The following is a 21,290-nucleotide window of genomic DNA, read 5'->3' on the forward strand; positions in this document are numbered from 1 at the left end:
TAAAATAACGCCGATAAGCGACTGTTTTTATTGGTAGTAAGTTTATTTGTCAAGGTTTTAACAAGTGGTTCAGTGTGGGGTCGATTCCCACCCTCGGTACCACTTTAACGTATCAATATCACCATTTTTTTGGGTTTAACGGGTTTTGTGTGGCGGTTAAAAACGCCAGACAACCAGCCCTTGGACAGCACGTTCATCGCTATCATCACCCAGCTTGTTTTGCCACCATTGGTATTCGATACCGGCAAACAGAACGTCTTGCCGGTTAAATAAGGCATACCCCATATCCCAACGAAACTGGGGTTGAGCAAGGATCCAATGCCTGACCGGTGAACCAAATTCATCATGCCGGCTACCGATGTATTCGATATGCCCTTCAAATGAGAATCGCTGCTGGCCTAACGTAAAAGGCACCCCCCAGTTAACATCAATCATATAACTGTCAGATTCTTTTGGCGCGCCTCCATTACGCAGGCCTTTGCTGTCATCAATATAGGCCGTAATGTCAGTATTAAAAAAATGAAACCCCGGCAAACGCCATGAAAAACGAAGGCCTGGCAAATACTTCAACACCTTTGCTTCTCGGGCGTAGTTAATACCACCAATGATGCTGACATCTTTTAACCATCCGAGCGTCAAATCACGACCCGACATTTTGCTCAGACTCAAGGCACCGTAGTATTCAAGATACAGATCGTTATCATTGAAACCGTCATCCCGGTCATCATTGAGGTAATCAGCAAAGAAAAAATGTTCGCCATATTGCCAGCCACTTGCGTGCTGTAAAGTCAGAATATCGGTCTGACTTTTTACGCCACCAGCAAACCCCGGGCTTTTCAGCGCACCACGTTGCCACTGCAACTCCGTCACTGACCAATCCAGCGCCATCACCCTGCCGGGCGACATTAATATCATGAGTAAGAGTAGCGCGGTGTATTTCATAAAACCGTTATCTCGGCCTCTTTCTATGACAGACAAAAACCAATCACACAAATATCATCTCGTTGAGCGTAAGCATCGGCCTTCCAACTATCAAGAAAATGTCGAATCGCCTCACCTTGCTCGGCCAGCGGATAGCTATTAGCAGAACGAATTGCCGCTTCAAAATCTTTAAAGCGTAGCCCGTAGCCATTATCACCACCCGGCTGATCCAGATAGCCATCCGTTGTCAGATAAAAATTCAGCCCCTGACAATCTGTTAGCACGGTATCAGTAAAAATATGTGGCTTTCGGCCCACTAATTGACGACGTGCCCCTTTGTATTCTGTCAACGCCTGCCCATTCCAAGCGTAAAGCGATAATTTAGCACCCGAAAACGTCACTTTCTGGTCTTGGCTATCCATGACCACCAATCCGGCATCCATATTGGTAGCGAGCCCCCTTGGCAGTTCAAGATCCAACAGCATACCTCTAAGCACCTCATCCATTTTCTGTAACAAGGCCGCCGGTGATTGTAAGCCATGTTCACGAATCGCATGATCCAGGGCTGCTCTTGCCAGCATGGTCATTAAAGCACCAGGCACACCATGTCCAGCACAATCTACTAATCCTAGCAGCTGTTGTTTGCCAGCTTGATGATACACATAGAAGTCGCCCCCGACGGTGTCGCGCGGCAGCCAGACAATGCAACACTGGCCAGACAGATTTCGCTGCATGGTCATGTCCGGCAGAATGGCTTGTTGTATCAACCGGGCATAATCAATCGAGTCATTAACCATTTTATTGATTAAGGCAATCTCGCGACTGCTCTCTTGCAAGTCGCGTGTGCGTTCCTGCACCTTTGATTCAAGCTCATGGGTGTGCGATTGAATAGTTTGTATCATTTGCGAAAAGGCACGAGACAAGTCACCAATCTCATCACTGGTTTGCGCAGGAAGATTGACGTCATACTGTCCTTGAGCCAGCGCATTAGCAGAGCTTTGCAACTTGCTGAGTGGCTGAATCAAGATACGCTGCACCGAAACGGCTAAGGCAAGGATAATCAGTAAAATAACAGCGCCCACCCCCAGTAAGATGGTATACCACCATTTGCCACTCACCACTTCAGCAACATCCAGATTGATTAATGACGCAACATACCAGTCCAGTTCGGCAATAAAGGTCATCACCAACAAATGGGGCGTACCGTCAACATCGACATCGACCAGTTGAACCGTTTCTGTGTTTCGCTGGTTAAGTAACTCTGACACCGTCGCCTGATCGGCTAACGAGACCAGATCGGACAGTTGCTTACCCTGGTTATCCAGTCCCGCCCCGCTACCATAAGCAATTAACGATGCATCAGGATGGGCCTGAATAAACCCCTCCGTATCTACCGCCATCGTCGTCACCCCGGCCTCACTTTGCAGCAATTGGCTTATGAAGCGGGTTAGGTCAAGCCCGGTCCCGACCAGGCCAAGTTTTTGTCCTTCAGCAAAAACCGGTACATTAAACCAAACTCGGGTGGTGCCCAGTTGTTGATCTGGGTTGACATTAATACTGTATTTTTCATCACTGGCCATGATGTTAAAAAACCAGCCATCATCAAGCTTGTCTGAGGACAGCTGATAGCTTGGCGTTTGGGCAGTCATTTCACCACTATCATCAAAATAATAGTTTTTGCTCTGTGCATGAATCGCAAAATACGCTTGCTCATCAAAACTCTGCCGATAGGAATTAGCTTCCATAAAAAAGGCGGCGGCCTTATTTTGGTTAGTTTCTTCGGCAAACCAGTCTCGAGTAACGCTGGCACGCGCAAACTGCTGACTTAACAGCAGCTCCCGACTGACTGGTGCCCGAATTTTATAACGATTCAGTTCCGCCAGATTTTCAGCATAATTAATGGCCAGATCTTTGTGCACTTGCTGAAAAACCTGCCAGGTAATCAGACTTGCTGGCAAAAGAATAATCAATAGCACCAGAATGAGTGCCGTCAGCGCCTTATTGCGCAGCCCCATTTTCAACAATGCCATGTTTTCGGTGTCTCCCGCGCCTGCATGCTTCAGGCAATTCGAATACAGTTACGACCAGCCTGCTTGGCCTGATATAAGGCATCATCAGCACGTTTGATGGTTTCATCAAAGCTTTCATTGGTCTGGAAAACCGTCATCCCGGCACTGAAAGTAATCTCGTTTATGACTGTGAAATCAAGGTTATTCCCCGGTAAGTGTGTTTGCCATGGAATAGCGCGAACCTCATGTAAAATACGCTCTACCATTTGCTCAGCCGATTCCAGTGCCAGATCTGGCACAATCAGTAGAAACTCCTCACCGCCCCAGCGACTGCAAACATCTGTTTTTCTGGCGCCTTTTTTGAGAACTTTCGCAACGACTTTCAGTACCATGTCGCCGAGCTCATGACCGAACTTGTCATTAATCGCTTTAAAATGATCAATATCAATCAGTGCCAAGCAAAAAGGCGTCTGTTTACGTTGGTAAATCGCTTCCAGTTCTTTTAAACGATTGATGGCAAAACGCCGGTTAGGCAGATCCGTGAGCAAATCATGTTGCGCGTGGTATTCAAGTTGCTCATTCATATCAACCATATTTTTCTGATACATATCAGAGATACGAGCAATTTTTTGCAGGCGGCGGAGTTGCTTGCCAAACTGCTCACGCAACTCACTATTTTCTTGAAATGTCAGGCCGTCAAACGCATCGGAAATACGCATAAGTTTTTGCAACTGTCGCTTGTGTTCCTGCGTTTCGTCGTATAACCGTTTCACCACCGGCATCAGCGGATTATCATTGAGTTTCGGATCTTGAAGAATCCGCTCAATTTCCGGATCTTGAGGCATTAATTTTGCAGAAGATTGTTTTGTCAAAACTGACCTGCCAATTTGGTTGTTACGCGCTATTATCTGGCTTGTATTCTGAAAGGAAAGCTGCAGTCTTCCATAAATTCTTCAACCATTTCGACCACGCGCTCATTCAACGGATCGTAAAACCAAACCACTTCCATTTGTTTACCTTCCGTATAAGCCTCTTCCATCATATCAAACAGATCCATCATCGCTTTAACACTACTGGTGTTCATATAAGCGATCTGTAGTTGCATCATCAGGACGCGATCCGACTCATTCAGAAACTGCTCTACCCAATCAAACACCGGCGTAAAAAACTCGTACGAGTTTTCAGGGTAAGAGTCGCCTTCAATAACAAATTTGCCCGTATCCGGTTCAGCCAGGACATGGGGTGTATTTTTAGTTTGTTCTAAACTTAATGTTTGCAAATTCATAACTGTTCTTAGCGTCAGATTGTTGCCAGTATACTTAAAAAAGCCTTGCCCTGACCGGCATCATTTAAGGAGCATGACAAGGGCGCTGAAGATTTTCGGCTAATGTCGATAAGGCCAAGTCCTGCTCCTGATCGGGTCGTTTTATCACGCGGCATTCGCAGCTGCTTTTTGAAAGCCGCTTTCAGTTCGACTTTATCTAGAGTTGATAAGGATTCGATTTGTCGCACCATTGTTTGTCCGTCTTCTGGCTCGATAATATTGCCCGCCATCACTTGATAACCAGTACCATTATGCGCAACGACAACCGTGGCAGAGCTTAACAATTCGGAGTAGCCCTGCTCCTGCGCGTAATGACGAATATTTTGGGTCAGTTCGATATAGACGCCAAATACATCCATGGCCAGAGTTGGCTCCGTCGCTTCCGTATGCAAATGGTTTTTTAACGCGTCGCCAAGCTCTTGAATCAGGCCGCTGGATATGGGGCCGTTAAAACACAGCAGGATATTTTTTTCGTTTAACTCCTGCCGTAATGTCAACAGATTAATCGATTGCATTATGCATCCTGATTGGGTGGGTAAACTCCGAACTACTATACAACATTCAAATCTTAGCAACCTACTCGCTTGGTATTTTCTGAGATGATAGACAAAAAAAATCCCGAACCAGAGTTCGGGATTCAAATGGCCTAGGTTTGTAAACTTTTTGTTATTCTGCTTCTTTGACGATTTGTGCCTGATGAAAGTTTTCAATACCCATTTTGTCAATTAATCCTAACTGCGTTTCTAACCAATCGACATGTTCTTCTTCGGACTCCAGAATATGTTTCATCAGATCACGACTGACATAATCACCCGTCTGTTCACAATACTGGATCCCTGCTTTCAAATCAGGGATCGCATCCAGCTCTAAGGAAAGATCGGCTTCAAGCATCTCCCGTGTGTTTTCCCCAATGCGCAACGCGCCGAGATCTTGCAGATTGGGCAGCCCCTCAAGAAATAAAATACGCTCGGTCAGCATATCCGCATGCTTCATTTCATCGATGGATTCATGATATTCATGCTCATAAAGGTTTTTCAGCCCCCAATCCTTGTATATTTTGGCATGCAGAAAATACTGATTTATCGCGATCAGTTCGTTTCCTAACACCTTGTTTAAAATCTCAATAACTTTTGTGTCACCTTTCATGACGGTTTCCCTCTAACATCTGACACGACAATTATCGCTATTTTGCTGCAAATGTCAAAGCTAAGTTATTGATATTTAAAGGCAATGATAATAATTCTCATATCGAATAGGCCTTAAAAAACGGACTGATTTTCGATATCAAGTTTAACTGGCTGCTTGCCAGCTCAGGAGGGTAAGACTAAAAGAAGTTTATTAAAGAGAAAGTCCGCTTTAAACAGCGGTAAATCAAGTAGATAAGAGTAAAATCAGGAGCGTATTGCGGTTTTTACTGCGCATTGCTGCTCAGTAAAAGTGCTATTTTCTGCAGGCGCATGTTGTTGCAACACTCGATTCACTTTGAAAAGACATTTACCGCAACAAGTTGAAGCAAGGGTTTCTTCACGGATACGATCAACGGTATCTGCGCCACAATCAATGGCAGATTTTATCTTGCTGACGTTTACGTTGTGGCAAACACAAATGATCATAGAAAAAGCCTAAGTAACTTAAACTAAATGATAATGATTGTTATTATTTTAGTCAATTTATTACCAGCTTATCTTTAACGAATGCAATCACTTGAAAGTCACCATTAATCATCGTAATTTGACAAACAACCTCTTCAGGATACAGACACTATGCAAGTCCCCTCAGCGACGATATTAATTGTTGAAGATCATCGAGATTTAGCTGCAAATATCGGTGATTATCTCGAATCTGGTGGTTTTGTGGTTGATTTTGCCACGGATGGCATCAGTGCTTTACAGCTCTGTGCGGATAACCATTACGATGCCATTGTGCTGGATATTATGTTACCTGGACTGGACGGCTTTGAGGTATGTCGCCGTTTGCGACAAGAAGCCCATAAAAACATGCCAATTATCATGCTGACCGCGCGCGATACGCTTAATGACAAGGTCGATGGCTTTGATGCCGGCGCCGATGACTATCTGATCAAGCCATTTGAGTTACGCGAGCTGGAAGTACGGCTGATTGCAATGATTCGTCGACAACGGGGAGAACTTGAAGGGGGACAATTGCAAGTCGATGATTTATGCTTTGATTTGCAAACCATGCGTGTCACACGTGGTGACGCCCCCATAAAACTGTCTCGTATTACGTTACAGATTTTGCGAATATTGATGCGGGAATCCCCAAAATTAGTAACCCGGGAACAGCTGGAAACCGAAGTATGGGGAGAAGATACACCCGATAGCGATACTTTACGCAGTCATTTATATAATCTGCGCAAAAGTATCGACAAACCGTTCGCATCACCACTAATGCATACCATTCCGGGCGTTGGCTACAAAATCTGTAGCGCATCGGATCTGTAATTCAGTTTATTTTACGTTGTGCTTTCGGGAATTCGATCCCAACTTCGGTACCTTCGCCGATTTTGCTCGATAACCGTAAGCGCCAGTCATATCGGTTGCATAACCGTTTGACGATAGTCATGCCGACGCCATGACCAGCCACCTGATTGTCTGGTCCACGAAAAAACGGAGTGAAAACCTGATTTAACTGGGCTTTATCCATGCCGATGCCACTATCGGAAATCACGAAGCCTTCTGCACTAATTCGTATTGTAATGCTGCCCTTCAAAGTGTAGTTAAAGGCATTACGCAGCAAATTACCAATCAAAATCGGCAAAACCCTTTCAGGCGCTCGAACCTGAAGCAAACCGGACTCTTCAACATGAATACTCACCGGCTTATCTTTATGCACGATCTGCAGATTATCCAGTTCTCTGGCAATCAGATCGTTAACGTTAATCTGTTCAATATGTAAGGCATACTCTTGATCACGTGCTAACAGCAACAGCGTTTCAATCAAAGACTCCATGTCATACAAGGTGCGGTACATCCGATGAATCTCAGCACTGCCGGCGTCACCGTATTTACGCTCAACCAGCTCCAACGCACCGCGAATCACGGCGATTGGTGTCCGCAGCTCATGACTGACATCCCGGGTAAAATTGCGTTCTCGTTCGACAAATGACTCTAATCGACTGGTGAAATGATCCAGTGCTCTAACCAGACTGCTGACCTCTTCATCAGGAATACGTCGAATCTCACTTAATTCCAACTTAGGCAGCTGGCCATCATGAAAATCCATCTGCTCAACCGCACGAGACAATTGCACAATTGGCGATATGGCCTTGTGACTTTGTCGATAGGCAATCCAGGCCAATAAATACAGCACGACCAAAACCAGTGCCAGCGGCAAAATGCCAAATACTAGTGCAAGCCTGGAGACCTTGACTTCATCAAAGACCAGATACAGTCGTTGTCCATTTTGTTCATCAACATAGATAATCGGCTGCTCACTCTGAAAATCCACCCGATGCAAACCTGAAGACAAAGTTTTTAATGGTGCAGGCAAGTTATCCAGCGCATCAATCTCGGCTAGATATGCCGTCAAATTCATGGTGTCGGGTAAAGGGAAATCGGCATCACGATTGTACTTTTGCCAAAAGTGCGCGGCTTCCCCCTCCAGTGCAGCTCTGACCAACACATCCTGCAGCGTCGCTTTAGCGGCAAAAATACCAGCCAGCGTGACCAGACTGATCAAGACAATCTGAATCAAAAAAACTTTGATTAACTTGGCTTTAAGGGTGGTTTGTGATGCAGCCATTGTTAGGCAGTCGGCTTTGAAAACAAGTAATGACTGACCAGCCATTCCTGACCATTACGGTAACCAAATAACTCGGCGCAGGCCATAAAAAAAAGCCGCCAGCGTTGTAACCACACTTCGCCTTGTTGTGGCCCATAAATCTCATCAAAGAGTTGGCTTATCTGCGAAGCATGTTTATCGGTATTGGAAAGCCATGCGTTGGCTGTTTTTTCATAATGGCTACCACTGACCAGCCATTGCTTTTCAATATTTAATTTATTCTGGAAATGCAGCAGGGTATCTGCCGATGGCATTAAACCTCCGGTAAAGAAATATCGCCCCATCCAGTTATCCTCACCTTCCGTCTCAAACGGATAAACAACACTCCGGTGACAGAAAATATGAATAAATAATTTGCCATCCTCGCGCAGCCAGCCGGCAATATTGTCAAATAATTTTTGATAATTACGCATGTGCTCAAACATTTCGATAGACACAATGCGATCAAACTGGGCCCCCAGAGTCAATTGATTAACGTCTTCCGTTATGACGCGAATATTGGTCAGTCCTCTGTCTTTGGCCTGCTCCTCAATGAAGCGACGCTGTGATGCCGAGTTAGAAACAGCAGTGATTTTGGAACGGGAAAAGCGTTGTGCCAGATACAGTGTTAATGATCCCCAGCCACAGCCCAGCTCAAGAATATCTTGACCGTTATGAAACTGCCCCCGCTCCACATATTTTTCCAGCATAGCCTGCTCAGCATCCGCCAGTGATAACGCACTGCTTTGCCACCAGCAACCGCTGTATTTCAAATGGCTGCCTAATACCAGCGAGTAAAATGCTGCCGGTATTTCATAATGTTGTTCATTCGCGGCGGCGGTTTCGATTGCAATCGGGCTTGACCTTAACTCATCAATGAATGCCGCTTTACGCTCACTGCTTAGTTGAACATCATTGGCGCTCTCCGTTGCAAGCCGTTGACGTAATAAATAGCGAATTCCCATGCGAATAAGACGATCTGGTAATACGCCTTTTTCAGCCAGCTTAATCAGCGACATGTTTTTTTCTCCACGGAATAAATGGACTGGTTGTTTTTTGATAGCTTCGGTAGGCCTCACCTCGGCTCCGCAATGCCTGTTTTTCGGTGTAGGGGATACCCGTAATGAAATACAAAAACAGCCACATAACCACCGGTGCCAACCAAAGCCATTGCCCCGCTGCCAAGCCAATGGCCAGCAACGGATAGGTGAACCAGTGCAGCCATTCAAAAAAGTAATTGGGGTGTCGAGAGTAATACCACAGACCGTCTTCGCAAACCTGACCACGATTCGTCGGATCATTCACAAAACGTTTTAACTGATAATCCGCGGCAGTGACCCCGATAAAGGCGCTGATAAACACCATGACGGCGAGGCCATGAAACCAGCCGAAATCAGCCGTTTGGCTATTTGTAATAATGTAAATGGGCAAGGTGAATGCCCAGACGAGTAAAGCCTGAAACTGAAAAAACCAGAAATAGTACGTATCTGCACGTGTTCCCCAATATTGCCGGAGATATCGATAACGCCCTTCCTCTTCACTTCCAAAGACGCGCTTGGCCAAATGCATGCCAAGCCGAACATACCACATCGACATCATTAGGCCAGCAAGCCACTTCAGCCATAGCGTGCCCTCTCCTGTCACGGCATAAAACAGTGCCAATATCGATAAGCCAAATGCCCATAACACATCTACCACACCCGCATTCTGACGCTTTTTTTGCCACAACCACCCTAAGCTCATGATAATTACGGCAAACGCGAAACTAAGCCACAACATTCGCTGCCTCCACTTCTTTTTGTTGCCAGTCCCGTGCCAATTTAAATAATAGCGGTAACACCACGGCCCAGCTAAACGCTGCTGCCAGTGCCATCGGAATAGGCATTAACCACGTTACGGCACCAAGTTTTTGACCAGCCAGATAAGACAGTGGACTTGCAACAAAGGCACATATCGCCGCCAGCCAGGCTCGTTCACGTAACCAAGACAACGAGTGATTCAGGGTCAGAACAAAAACGCACCATAAACACAACACCCAAATCGGCGCTAAAGGCGGCCACTGCTGTGACGCGTAGGCCATTAAACCGGTAGCGGACCACAGTGAATCGAGTATTAGTCCAGTCAGTACACCAACAATCACCAGTTTGCTGTCACTTTTAGGACAATGGCTAAAACGAAAGTGAATTGCGACAAATAAGATTGTGACCAACAATGCCAGCCAATTAAGCTGATAGGCGCCAGCCAGTACACAGCCCAGCCAGCCAATCTGAAACAGCACAAAGTTGATCACTTGCCGATGCGCCATATCAGGCTACCCACTGCGATCGACGATTATCGGGCTTGGCAAATAACAACTGCACATCACCAATGGTGCGCTCCGCAAAGCCCCCCTCGCAGTAGCACAGATAAAACTCCCACATACGAATAAATTCGTCTGGATAACCCTGACGTCTTATCGTATCCAGTTGTGACATAAATCGGTGGCGCCATTCAGCCAGTGTTAAGGCATAACTTGGACCAATATCTTCAAGGTTAATTAATCGCAACCGCGATGCGGCGGCGGATTCGGTCAACACGCAGACACTAGGAATAAAGCTACCGGGAAAAATATAACGCTTGATAAAATCGACTGATTTAACCGCCTGGTCATAACGATGATCGGCAATCGTAATAGCCTGAATGATCGCCAAGCCATCCGTTGCTAATAACGCACTGCAACATTCAAAATAATCATCCAGATAGTGATGCCCCACTGCTTCGACCATCTCAATCGAGACTAATTTGTCATATTCGCCGGTTAACTCACGGTAATCCTGCATCAATACCGTCACTTGATTTTGCAGACCGGCTTGTTTTATCCGTGCATTTACGTAGTCAAACTGTGCTTGAGAAATAGTTGTAGTCGTCACCCGACAACCATAGTGCTTAGCTGCAAAAATAGCACATCCGCCCCAACCCGTGCCGATTTCCAGCAAATGATCGCTGGCTTGCAGATCTAACTTGTCACATAAGCGTTGCAGCTTCTGATGTTGGGCCTGCTCCAAGGTGTCCTCATTTCGTAGGTATAAACCTGATGAATACATCATCCAGTCTTTATCCAGAAACAGGGAAAACAAATCATTACCAAGGTCGTAATGGGCGGCAATATTTTTACGGCTGCCCCTGAGATTATTGCGGTTTCGATCATGCCAGGCACGCAGTACCCAGCCAGCAATTCGGGCTGGACCGTGTTCGACCGCATCACTTAAGTCGAGGTTACGCGCCATGATTCGAATCAGTCCGGTCAAGTCACTGCAATGCCATTCACCGGCCATATAGGACTCGGCCACGCCAATACTGCCGGCTTGTACCAGAGAGCGAAAAAATCGTGGGTGATACACCGTCAGCGTCACCTTTATATCCGCCTCACTATCACCAAATTGATAAGCGCTTTCAGTCGTGTGCAAATAAATGCAGCCATGCCGGATTCGACTAAGCTGCCGGTGCACCAGTCGTTGATAAAATCTCGTCAACCAATCGGTGTTGGTTGCTTTATCTTTGCTTGTGAGCGGACGATTCATGGGTTTCTCCATTCATAGACCTGGCACCATCCTGATGACGCCGTCCTGGATGTTCAACGAAGGGAATACGTTTGCACCAAAGCCGCAACGCTTGCCAGTAAATCCGGACGATGACACGCAATGTTTGCATCGGATACTGCAATGGCAAACGACGCATGGCTTTTGCTGTCAGTGCCTGATGTTGCATCTGTAGGGTCGCGTCAAATTGACGCTGATCGTCTTGAAACAATGCCATCGCAATGTGCAGTCGATCTGACTCAAGCAGAAAACGCCATTCATAATGCTGGTTCATGGCCATAAAAGGGGACACATGAAACTGCTTTTCAAAGCGAAAAGACAGTGTCTGTTTTTGAGATTGACTCACTTCAAGAAGGTAACAATGCCGCTCATTCCACGGTGTATTGTTTATTTCCGCGACAATATATTGCAATTGTTCTTGCTGGTAACAAAAGTAAAAGCTGACGGGATTAAAAATCACATTTAAATAACGCGGGTGACTGAGTAATTTGATTGTACCTGCAAAGGATTCACCACTTCGTTGCTTAATTAATTCACAGACAGCTGTTTTGAGATCTCTGGCCGGATGACGCAAATAGTCTCGACGATAAAAACTGATGAAATTTAGTTTTTCCAAAGACCAGAGCCGACTTTTTGCAAATTGCGCCGGCAAACTATCCAAGTCCAGTAGCAACATCGCTATCGGATAATCAAAAGCGTGAGCTTTGGGGAGATAACGCTGGTGTCGAAGCCAGCCGTTGTAGAGTCCATCAGCGAGCATTATCAGCCCACTCAACAGTCTGATTTATCGCATCGACTACACGCAAAGCACTATTAATACCATCTTCATGAAAGCCCCACCCCCAATAGGCACCACAAAAATAAGTGTGTTGTTTTCCTGCCAGCAGCGGCCATTTTTTTTGAGCAGCCAATGTTGCCTGGTTATAGACCGGATGAAAGTAGCGACGTCTCAAAAAAACGGTATCCGGGTTGACCAAATGGTCGCTGTTTAAAGACACAATAAAATCTACCGGCGCATCCAGGTTTTGCAGCGTATTCATATGGTAATTGACCGTACATTGCTGAGCCAGCTCCGGGGCAACACGGACATTCCAGCTGGCAACAGCGGCGGTAGTTTTGGGTAATACCGAAGGATCACTGTGCAACAACATCTCATTTTGCTGAAAACGGATGTTGCCAAGGACCGCGGCCTCATCGGTTGAGGGTTTCGCCAACATTCGCAGCGCTTGATCAGCATGCGTGGCAATAACCACTTTATCAAACCGTCTCTGTTCCCCATCCACCATAATCGCCACCCCGGTTTCATCACGATGGATAGCATTAACCGCAGCATTGTTATGGAAGACAGCATCACAGCGGTCAATGAGTTGAGATACGTACGAATTCGAACCACCAGAAACCACCCGCCATTGCGGTCGTTTCCACAAATTCAGCATTTGGTGATTGTGTAAAAACTCAATGAAATAACGTGCCGGAAAGTCACGAATCGACCGGCCCGGTCCAGACCACAACGCACAGGCCATGGGTAATAAATGATCCTCAATAAAAATGTCGCTGTAATGGTGCTGCTTAAGATACATAGCCAAAGTCAGTGATTCATCATCACGCGTCAGCATCTCTGGGGCGCGACGATAAAAACGCACAATGTCAGCCAACATGCGATAAAAACGCGGGTTGACCAGATTCCGACGCTGGCAAAACAACCTGTTTAAATCAGTCGCATTGTATTCCAGGCCGGTTTCCATATTGCTAACCGAGAAACTCATGGTGGTTGGTTGACTGTCAACATCCAAAGTATTGAGTAACCGACTGAAGTTAGGATAGTTTTGATTATTAAAAACAATAAAACCCGTATCGATTCGGTAAGTTTTATCAGCATAATCAATATCATGCGTATCCGTATGACCACCCAGATAATCATTAGCCTCAAACACCTCGACCTGATGCCGAGGGCTCAAGTAATAAGCGGCACTAAGACCCGCTATGCCAGCACCAACGACTGCCACTCTCATGGCATCGCTCGCTGGGATATTTTTCTTTGCTCACGCCGGCTTTCGGGTATGGTTTTGACATCCCAGATGAGTCCGGTTTTCTCCATGAGTTTGAGTAAATAAAAACTGAAATCCACTTCCCACCAGTAAAAGCCTTGCCTGGCAGAGGCAGGATAATGGTGATGGTTGTTATGCCAGCCTTCGCCTAAGGTCAGCAGGGCCAGCCAAAAATTATTTCGACTGTCGTCCCGTGTTTGGTAGCGTTTTTTACCAAACCGATGAGCCAAAGAATTAATGGCCAAGGTCGCATGCAGCATCAGCACGGTTGAAATGAAATAGCCCCAGACCAGCATTTGAGCACCGCTGGTTTGCGTTGCTGGAAAATATTTGCCCAGAACCGCTCCAAAAACAAACAATCCTGCTGCCAGTAAAACCGGCACAACGATATCGAAACGATCTAACCAGCGCAGTTCCGGGTATCGCATCAAATCAGGCACCAGCGTGGTATCTGCAGTAAAGTGTTGATCTGCTAAAAACCAACCCATATGACTCCAAAACAAACCTTCATTGGGCGAATGCGGATCTTCAGGCTGATCAGCATGACGATGATGTTGACGGTGATGCGCTGCCCACCATATCGGACCACGTTGTGTGGCGCTGGCACCAATTAGCGCAAAGATGAATTGCACAATTCGCGAAGTCTTAAATGCTTTGTGAGAAAAAAAACGATGATAAAAAGCCGTGATGGCAAACATCCGTAAAAGATAGAGCAACAAAGCAACCAGTACCGCAGACAAAGAAACACCGACCCAAAACACCGCAAAACAGGCCAAATGTAAGGCAATAAAAGGCACCACTCTGAGCCAGTCAATTTTTTTCGAATCACCTGGTAACGGCGACTCAGCTTGACTATCAAACCATTGAATAATTGCTTTCATGAAAGAATCCATAATGCGTGAAGTCAAAGTACGTTGCTTACCGTGAATTACGTGTGAAAGCATCCCTGTCTTGATTTTCACCGCAATTTCACGATTAACACGTTCAAATGAAATAACTTTTCAGGTCAGGATGTCGCTAAGATGAAATTATTTTGGTTGGTATTGGCGTTGTTTACGCTTACCGCCTGCTCCGGAGGTCATCATGCTATGTATTACACCGCTTATCAAAATGCTTTGAGTAAGACCAACAGTGCGCCAGCGCCTGACAATGCCGATCAGTTATTCCGCAATGTGTTTAACAATCTGCAGTCTGCCGACCTGCATGCGGCAATAGATGAAAGCTACGCTAAACAATTCTATTTCAACGACACCTTTAAAACCATCACAGACAGTGCCTCACTTAAGGACTACCTAAGTAAAACCGGCAGGGCAGTGACAAAGTTTGAAGTCACCCTCGAAGACGTTGTGCAAAGCGATGAAGATGTTTACGTTCGATGGACGATGACGATGCAATTTAAGGTACTGGGTAAAACTATTGATAGTCATTCTGTTGGCATGTCACACCTTCGCTTTAACGAGGCAGGACAGATTATTGTACATCAGGATTTCTGGGACGGTGCGGATGCGTTTTACCAGCATCTTCCTGTGGTTGGCTTTTGGGTTCGGGCAATCAGGAATCGGTTATGAAAAAGTGGTTACCCTTTTCGCTTATTCTGCCCCTGATGCTCCCCGTACAGGCAGTGGCCTTCCAACCAACCATCACTTTGCAACAGGATACGCTCAGCCTCTGCGCCAGTTCACCAATGAAGAAAATGCTGTTTGATTTGGGCGAGGTGGCTTTATATGCATTAGATTGCCAGTCACTGAGTGCGGAGTCGCTGACTGATCAACCGGTTTATCTCAGCTTTCGTTATGCACGTAGTTTTGATGCTGAAGACTTTATTGATTCATCAGAAACACTTATTCGACGTAACAGTGATGCTGATAAGTTTGCCCAAATTGCCGCATCACTGAGTGCTTTTAACGCCAATTATGAAGCCATTTCAGATGGGGAAAGATACGATATTGGCTGGTCCGAACAAACTGGCTTGATATTGAAAAAAAATGATCGCCTGCTAAGCCAGAGTGATTCTGCCCAACTTGCCGATGTTTATTTCCGTATCTGGTTTGGTGACAAACCATTTAGTACCCGTTTAAAAAACAACTTGCTGCCTGATTAATCTGCCGTCGCCGAATTCGGATTGATTAATTTTTGCACTCCCGGATGAGATTGAAGCGCTGCTAAGGCCTTATCGTTGGTGATTTCATCTCGATAACTTTCGCTACGCTGGATGGCTTCCGATAAATAATGTATCGCTTCTTCGTACTGCTCCATTCCCGTATGCGCACAGGCCAATTGGTAGAAAGCATGACTATTTTCCGGATCAACAAGTAGGGCTTGATGGCACAAATTTGATGCCCATTGCGGTTCTCCCAGTTCCAGCACTGCATCTGCTTTATAAGTTAGCGCCTCTACGTCATCGCGTTTAATCTTCAAAATTTGATCGTAAATACCAATTTTATGTGCAGCGCTATTTTCCTGTGCTGCCCGTAGCCATAAGGATTGCAGCCCCTGAGTTCGTTCGATTTCTTCGCGGTTTTCTTCAATATGTTGGGTTTTCTGGTTAAGCTGCTGCTCAATCGCATGCAGACGACGCTCATACTCACTAACCAGTTTAGAAATTTCTTCATCAGCGAGCGAATGCACGCGTTCACGAATCTCACGTATCGAAGTCCAACCTACTAAAACCAGAATTGACGTGGCGCCGGCAATCAGATAGAAAAAATAGGTCACCGTATTGGTGGCATAGCTGACTGCCTTATCCACGGCATTAATTTCGCGGTCAACAATCTGCTGCGTCATTTCATGACGTTGCGCCGCCATCTCTGTACGCAGCTGTTTCAATTCATCCAAAACGTAACGTTCGATAAACGGCGAGTAGACAGGTGCATCAAGCGTTTCTACTTGCTGTTCAAAGTCCGCTGGTAGCGTTTCGTCGGTCTCTGCTCCTACGCATAGCGGACAGAGTAATAACAAAACAAGGGTTAACCTGCCAAACATATTGCCCTGCCGTGATCGTGGATCTCAACAAGATGACTATGCAGGCTTTTGATAGCAGCATCATAATCATCTTCATCAATAATAAACTGCATATCCACCTGTCGCATAGACTGGTGCATCGCCAACACACTGATATTTTTTTCAGCAAGAGCCGAGACTGTTTTCGCCAAAATACCCGGAATTTTCATATCGCTACCGATCGCAGAGACGATAGACACTTTTTGCTGATTAATTTCCGCTTCGGGGAATACTTCATGCAAAGCATCACGAATCCGACGAATGGTTTTCAAGCTGGCTGATAAATAATGCGTAATGGTATTGGCATTAATGTCTTTGGAGATAATATGCGCTCTAAAGCGACGTATCATCGCCAAAATTTCGGTGTCATAGCGATGCAGGTTACCGGCCATGTCCTGATCAAATACTTCAAAGGCAAAGACCCCTTTACAGCCAGCAATAATCTCAACGCAAGGTTTACTGCTGACATAACTGCCAGTAATCAGTGTACCCGCATGCTCGGGTTCAAAAGTATTGCGAACACGCAATGGAATATCGTTTTGCCGGAGACCTTTCGCCGCTTTGGGATGAATGGCTTCCATCCCTAAATTAGCAAGTTGATCCGCGACATCATAATTGGTACGGCCAATTGGCACGGCATTTTCTTCGCCTACCAGACGCGGATCGGCACTACTCAGGTGAAATTCTTTATGAATGATTGCCTCGCTGGCCTCCGTCAAAACCGCAATTCGGCTAAACGTCATTTCGCTGTAACCCCGATCAAAAGTTGACATCAGGCCATCAGCGCTGTGCGCGTAACCGGTCACAATCGGTAATTGCGAACTGAGATCAATGTCGGCAAAGGCTTTTTCGATTCGCGTATCCAAAGCCATGTGCTTATCTGTTTGCCAACCAGTCAGGTCTACAAAAACCGCATTGATTCCGTCTTTCTTCAAAAGCTGTGCGGTATTCCAGGCGCTATGTGCTTCACCGATACTGGCGAGCATTTCTCTGACCGTAGACAAGTGTTGATCTAGTTCAAAATGGCCATGCTGGCATAACCGCTGCAGATCCGCGAGTACCCGTTCTGCATCATCCAGACGTTCACAAATAAACTCATCGGCCTCATCGGCAAGTTTGGCCTCACCAAACAGTTGCTTATTAATGCTGAGAATTTCAGTACGAAGCGATTGCATGGCCTCCTGCCAGTTATCTTCATTAACACTGTTAGCAAACTCAGCATAAACACCAGCATGGCCGTTTTTTTTGTGTTCAAGCAGCATATTGGTAATACCGCCGTAGGCGGAAACCACAAAAATGCGTTGAAACAAGTCTTCACCATGCACTGGTTTAAGAATGATATTGTCACGAACTGCGACATAATCACTCATGGATGTGCCACCAATTTTTTCAACAGTATGAAAAGTCATATGGGGTGCGTGCCCTTGCCGGGCAACAATCCTCCTGTTTATTCAGTTATGGTATCCGCGTCCAGTTCATAGGCGCCTTCTGCATTGTGTACTTCAGTGCCATTTAACGGCGGGTTGAAGACACAAACCAGTTTAAGCTCCTTGAATGCCCGCAAAATATGTTTGTCATGCAGGTTGAGGTTATAAAGCGTGCCTGGCGTAATTGCATATTTTTTACCATCATCCAGTGTTTCCACTTCGCCTTCGCCACTTACGCAATAGACCGACTCTAAATGGTTTTGGTAATGCATCCGAAAGTCAGCACCGGCATAAATCGTCGTGACATGAAACGAATAACCCATGCCGTCCTCTTTAAGCAGCATGCGCGTGCTTTCCCAGTTACCATCTGGCGAGACAATGCGCCGATTTGATTTTTCTGCTTCCTGTAATTGTCTGACAATCATAATGACTCCTGAAATACTGAGAGACAAACTGGTGGCAAACGCTGCCACCAGTAGAAAATTTGCTGATTAATGGGTTTTGCCGGCTTCTTCGCTGACCGAATATTCCCCTTCAAAAAAGTCTTTTTCTTCCGGAATTTCGTCGGCTTTGGCACAAACTTCCTTAATTGCCTGCTCCAGAATATCGATACCTTTGTTTAAATTTTCATCAGAAATCGTCAGTGGGCATAAAAACTTCACCACATGGTCATCGGCGCCACTGGTCTCAATGATCAATCCTTTCTGGAAGCATTTACGGGTAATTTGTCCAGCCAGTTCACCACTGACACAGTTAATGCCCCGGAACATGCCGCGGCCATGAGAATTGAAATTACCTTCACCGTATTTGGCAACAATCTCATCCACACGCTCAGCAATTAACCAGCCTTTACGCTGCACATCTTTGGCAAATGTGTCATCTTTCCAGAAATGATCAATCGCAGCTTTGGCTGTTACGAAAGCATGGTTATTGCCTCGGAATGTTCCGTTATGTTCACCCGGCGACCATTGGTCGACTTCTGGCTTCATTAACACCACGGCAAATGGCAAACCATAGCCACTTAATGATTTCGATAAGGTAACAATATCAGGATAGATGCCCGCCTCTTCGAAGCTGAAGAAAGCTCCTGTTCGACCACAACCCGCCTGAATATCATCAACGATCAATAACACATCATGGCGTTTACAAATGTCCGACAGGTTTCTTAACCACGTCATTGAGGCCGCATTAATACCACCCTCACCTTGAACTGTTTCAACGATCACAGCGGCCGGTTTATCTACACCACTACTGGAGTCAGATAGCATCTTGTCCAGTAAATTCGTGGTATCGACATCATCACCAAGGTAACCATCATAGGGAATACGGGTCGAACCATGCAGCGCAATGCCGGCACCACCACGATGCGTAGAGTTGCCCGTCACCGAGAGTGATCCGAGACTCTGACCATGCCAGCCATTAGTGAAGGAAATGATATTTTCTCTACCCGTTTTTTTACGGGCGATTTTCAGTGCTGCTTCTACTGCATTAGTCCCAGTTGGGCCAGTAAACATCACGATATAATCCAAATCACGCGGCTTGAGAATGTACTCATTAAAGCTTTCCAGAAACTCGCCCTTGGCACGACTATGCAAGTCAAGCCCTTGCGTAATACCATCGTTTTGGATGTATTCCAATAATTTTTCTTTGAATACTGGATGATTATGGCCGTAATTCAGAGAGCCGGCCCCCGCCAGAAAATCGATATATTGGTTGCCATCCAAATCATAAATAATTTCCCCCTGAGCACGGTCGAATACACGGGGGAATGCACGGGCATAAGATCGGACTTCGGATTCGATTTCTTCAAAGATTTTCATTGATATCTCCTAATATAAATTCTGCTTGAGCAAGTCTTTTATGCATTAGCTGCTTTAAAGGGACCCACTTTCACCAACATTTCCGTTTTGTGCTGACCGGCAAAGTGTTGTTGCTCGTCAAAAAACACACTGTGACTAATCTGGGTATCCAATTTTCTGGTCAAACTTTCAAATAATGCCCATGATGCTTTGTTGTCAGGTGTGATGGTGGTATGAATAAACTTAATGTCTTTGTTATCTGGGCGATTCAGGATGCTCAGTAACATGCGCTTAGCTAAGCCCTTACCCCGTGCCGACTCACCGACAGCTACCTGCCATACGAATAATGTGTCGGGCTGATCTGGAATTCGATAGCCCGAGATAAACCCCACTACATTGCCATCCATCGTGGCAGCAACCGAAGTCGAAGCAAAGTGACTGGCTTGCAACAGATTGCAATACATGGAATTCGTATCGAGTGGCGGACAAGCCGCAATTAATTTATGAACTTCGGCCCCCAACTCAGCGTGAGGGGCGATAAGCGATATGTCATCTGAAGCGTTGTTTGATTTAGGCATAATTACATCTTATTCAATTATTTATACATCAATATAGTTTTAACCATTTAACACGTATTATTAAACTTAAATTTCGTTAAATTATTGATTAACATATTGATATTTTGAAAACGCAAATGTATAGTACACTAAGTATTTTTCATTATCAAGCCAGCAAACTTAGTGAAACATCATTTGATGTCACATTAATTAAATGAATCCGTTGGTGAAAAAGACAAAGCGAGGGGTCGATTGTACCTATGCTGAATCAGATACCAATTAATACCGAAGTACTGGATGAATTAGCGCTCAGTCCATCTGAGAAGGAAAATCTTTTGAACTATATTGAAGAAGTATTAGTTGCCTTGCGTCGAGTTATCCGGGCTACTGACTTGCACTCCAAATATTTAGCAAAAACGACTGGGTTAACTGCTCCACAAATTTTATTGCTGCAGACTTTACGTGATAAAGGTCAACTGACCATCGGTGAGTTAGCGCATGACATGAGCCTTAGCCAAGCGACTGTGACTAGCATTTTGGACAGACTTGAAAAAAGAATACTGGTCGTTCGCAAGCGCTCACAAACGGATAAACGTAAAGTTCATGTTTACCTTACAGAAGCGTCCTTAGAAATGCTTAAAAGCGCGCCCATCCCTTTGCAAGACAGGTTCACACGGGAATTCAGCAAACTTCAGGAATGGGAGCAAACCATGATTATCTCATCACTTAAACGCGTCGCACAGATGATGGATGCACAGCATTTGGAGGTTGCACCTTTGCTTGAAATCGACCTCCTAGATGAGGATTTATCGGCTTCGCATTCCACTAAAAAAACTAAAAATTAACT

At 45.5% G+C, this 21,290-nt stretch carries 24 protein-coding genes; 4 read left to right on the forward strand and 20 right to left on the reverse strand.

Annotated elements, in window-relative coordinates; translation table 11 throughout:
* Positions 1-156: 156 nt before the first annotated feature.
* The 7 genes from Q7C_RS01560 to Q7C_RS13445 all read right to left on the reverse strand — a co-directional run bounded on the left by Q7C_RS01560 (position 157) and on the right by Q7C_RS13445 (position 5,867).
* Positions 157-942 (reverse strand): nucleoside-binding outer membrane protein, encoded by a 786-nt coding sequence (locus Q7C_RS01560; RefSeq protein WP_041366364.1) that lies wholly within the window; start codon positions 940-942, stop codon positions 157-159.
* A 23-nt stretch (positions 943-965) separates the two neighbouring features.
* The gene (gene siaA, locus Q7C_RS01565) at positions 966-2,951 is read right to left on the reverse strand and encodes a biofilm regulation protein phosphatase SiaA (protein WP_014702952.1); all 1,986 of its coding nucleotides are present in this window, start codon (positions 2,949-2,951) and stop codon (positions 966-968) included.
* 29 nt (positions 2,952-2,980) lie between these two features.
* Positions 2,981-3,802, reverse strand: a complete 822-nt coding sequence (siaD, locus tag Q7C_RS01570; protein ID WP_151194702.1) for a biofilm regulation diguanylate cyclase SiaD — start codon at positions 3,800-3,802, stop codon at positions 2,981-2,983.
* Positions 3,803-3,834: 32 nt separating this feature from the next.
* Positions 3,835-4,215 (reverse strand): biofilm regulation phosphoprotein SiaC, encoded by a 381-nt coding sequence (gene siaC / locus Q7C_RS01575; protein WP_014702954.1) that lies wholly within the window; start codon positions 4,213-4,215, stop codon positions 3,835-3,837.
* Between the two features lie 14 nt (positions 4,216-4,229).
* The gene (siaB, locus tag Q7C_RS01580; RefSeq protein ID WP_014702955.1) at positions 4,230-4,769 is read right to left on the reverse strand and encodes a biofilm regulation protein kinase SiaB; all 540 of its coding nucleotides are present in this window, start codon (positions 4,767-4,769) and stop codon (positions 4,230-4,232) included.
* Positions 4,770-4,920: 151 nt separating this feature from the next.
* Positions 4,921-5,400, reverse strand: coding sequence for a bacterioferritin (gene bfr / locus Q7C_RS01585; RefSeq protein ID WP_014702956.1), 480 nt, complete (start codon positions 5,398-5,400; stop codon positions 4,921-4,923).
* Positions 5,401-5,645: 245 nt separating this feature from the next.
* Positions 5,646-5,867: a (2Fe-2S)-binding protein gene (locus Q7C_RS13445; protein WP_014702957.1), complete on the reverse strand. Its 222-nt coding sequence runs from the start codon at positions 5,865-5,867 to the stop codon at positions 5,646-5,648.
* A 150-nt stretch (positions 5,868-6,017) separates the two neighbouring features.
* Here Q7C_RS13445 and Q7C_RS01590 point away from each other — a divergent pair, with 150 nt between their 5' ends.
* The gene (locus tag Q7C_RS01590; RefSeq protein ID WP_014702958.1) at positions 6,018-6,716 is read left to right on the forward strand and encodes a response regulator transcription factor; all 699 of its coding nucleotides are present in this window, start codon (positions 6,018-6,020) and stop codon (positions 6,714-6,716) included.
* 1 nt (position 6,717) lies between these two features.
* Here Q7C_RS01590 and Q7C_RS01595 read toward each other — a convergent pair whose 3' ends face one another.
* From Q7C_RS01595 to Q7C_RS01630, 8 genes are read right to left on the reverse strand one after another with little or no spacing between them, the layout of a single operon-like run.
* Positions 6,718-8,016 carry a sensor histidine kinase gene (locus Q7C_RS01595; RefSeq protein ID WP_014702959.1) on the reverse strand — a complete coding sequence of 433 codons (1,299 nt, stop codon included), beginning with the start codon at positions 8,014-8,016 and terminating at the stop codon, positions 6,718-6,720.
* A gap of 2 nt (positions 8,017-8,018) precedes the next feature.
* A complete protein-coding gene (locus Q7C_RS01600) occupies positions 8,019-9,053 on the reverse strand; it encodes an SAM-dependent methyltransferase (RefSeq protein ID WP_014702960.1) in 1,035 nt (344 codons plus the stop codon).
* Positions 9,040-9,813 (reverse strand): DUF1295 domain-containing protein, encoded by a 774-nt coding sequence (locus Q7C_RS01605; RefSeq protein ID WP_014702961.1) that lies wholly within the window; start codon positions 9,811-9,813, stop codon positions 9,040-9,042. Before Q7C_RS01605 ends, Q7C_RS01600 begins: the two co-directional genes overlap by 14 nt.
* On the reverse strand, positions 9,800-10,339 hold the full coding sequence (locus Q7C_RS01610; RefSeq protein WP_014702962.1) for a DUF2878 domain-containing protein: 540 nt from the start codon (positions 10,337-10,339) through the stop codon (positions 9,800-9,802). The genes Q7C_RS01605 and Q7C_RS01610 overlap by 14 nt, the downstream gene beginning before the upstream one ends.
* A 1-nt stretch (position 10,340) precedes the next feature.
* Positions 10,341-11,594, reverse strand: coding sequence for an SAM-dependent methyltransferase (locus Q7C_RS01615; RefSeq protein ID WP_014702963.1), 1,254 nt, complete (start codon positions 11,592-11,594; stop codon positions 10,341-10,343).
* On the reverse strand, positions 11,566-12,372 hold the full coding sequence (locus Q7C_RS01620) for a DUF1365 domain-containing protein (RefSeq protein ID WP_014702964.1): 807 nt from the start codon (positions 12,370-12,372) through the stop codon (positions 11,566-11,568). The genes Q7C_RS01615 and Q7C_RS01620 overlap by 29 nt, the downstream gene beginning before the upstream one ends.
* On the reverse strand, positions 12,362-13,624 hold the full coding sequence (locus tag Q7C_RS01625) for an NAD(P)/FAD-dependent oxidoreductase (RefSeq protein WP_014702965.1): 1,263 nt from the start codon (positions 13,622-13,624) through the stop codon (positions 12,362-12,364). Before Q7C_RS01625 ends, Q7C_RS01620 begins: the two co-directional genes overlap by 11 nt.
* Complete coding sequence (locus Q7C_RS01630; protein WP_014702966.1) at positions 13,621-14,541, reverse strand: acyl-CoA desaturase; 921 nt, start codon at positions 14,539-14,541, stop codon at positions 13,621-13,623. The genes Q7C_RS01625 and Q7C_RS01630 overlap by 4 nt, the downstream gene beginning before the upstream one ends.
* A 141-nt stretch (positions 14,542-14,682) precedes the next feature.
* Between Q7C_RS01630 and Q7C_RS01635 the strand changes: the two genes are divergently transcribed.
* Together Q7C_RS01635 and Q7C_RS01640 are read left to right on the forward strand one after the other, a co-directional pair.
* Positions 14,683-15,228: a nuclear transport factor 2 family protein gene (locus Q7C_RS01635; RefSeq protein WP_050954373.1), complete on the forward strand. Its 546-nt coding sequence runs from the start codon at positions 14,683-14,685 to the stop codon at positions 15,226-15,228.
* Entirely contained in the window at positions 15,225-15,761 is a 537-nt protein-coding gene (locus Q7C_RS01640; RefSeq protein ID WP_014702968.1) for a chalcone isomerase family protein, read from the forward strand. The genes Q7C_RS01635 and Q7C_RS01640 overlap by 4 nt, the downstream gene beginning before the upstream one ends.
* Here Q7C_RS01640 and Q7C_RS01645 read toward each other — a convergent pair.
* The 5 genes from Q7C_RS01645 to ectA form a co-directional block, all read right to left on the reverse strand.
* Complete coding sequence (locus Q7C_RS01645) at positions 15,758-16,642, reverse strand: TPR end-of-group domain-containing protein (RefSeq protein WP_014702969.1); 885 nt, start codon at positions 16,640-16,642, stop codon at positions 15,758-15,760. The two genes, Q7C_RS01640 and Q7C_RS01645, sit on opposite strands and share 4 nt — an antisense overlap.
* On the reverse strand, positions 16,627-18,069 hold the full coding sequence (locus Q7C_RS01650; RefSeq protein WP_014702970.1) for an aspartate kinase: 1,443 nt from the start codon (positions 18,067-18,069) through the stop codon (positions 16,627-16,629). Before Q7C_RS01650 ends, Q7C_RS01645 begins: the two co-directional genes overlap by 16 nt.
* Positions 18,070-18,107: 38 nt before the next feature.
* Positions 18,108-18,512, reverse strand: a complete 405-nt coding sequence (locus tag Q7C_RS01655; RefSeq protein ID WP_041366370.1) for an ectoine synthase — start codon at positions 18,510-18,512, stop codon at positions 18,108-18,110.
* Between the two features lie 66 nt (positions 18,513-18,578).
* Positions 18,579-19,907, reverse strand: coding sequence for a diaminobutyrate--2-oxoglutarate transaminase (ectB, locus tag Q7C_RS01660; RefSeq protein WP_014702972.1), 1,329 nt, complete (start codon positions 19,905-19,907; stop codon positions 18,579-18,581).
* Between the two features lie 38 nt (positions 19,908-19,945).
* Complete coding sequence (gene ectA / locus Q7C_RS01665) at positions 19,946-20,464, reverse strand: diaminobutyrate acetyltransferase (protein ID WP_014702973.1); 519 nt, start codon at positions 20,462-20,464, stop codon at positions 19,946-19,948.
* 239 nt (positions 20,465-20,703) lie between these two features.
* Here ectA and Q7C_RS01670 point away from each other — a divergent pair, with 239 nt between their 5' ends.
* Positions 20,704-21,288, forward strand: coding sequence for a MarR family winged helix-turn-helix transcriptional regulator (locus tag Q7C_RS01670; protein ID WP_014702974.1), 585 nt, complete (start codon positions 20,704-20,706; stop codon positions 21,286-21,288).
* Positions 21,289-21,290: the final 2 nt, after the last annotated feature.

It is taken from the genome of Methylophaga frappieri, from assembly GCF_000260965.1.
Classification (GTDB): domain Bacteria; phylum Pseudomonadota; class Gammaproteobacteria; order Nitrosococcales; family Methylophagaceae; genus Methylophaga; species Methylophaga frappieri.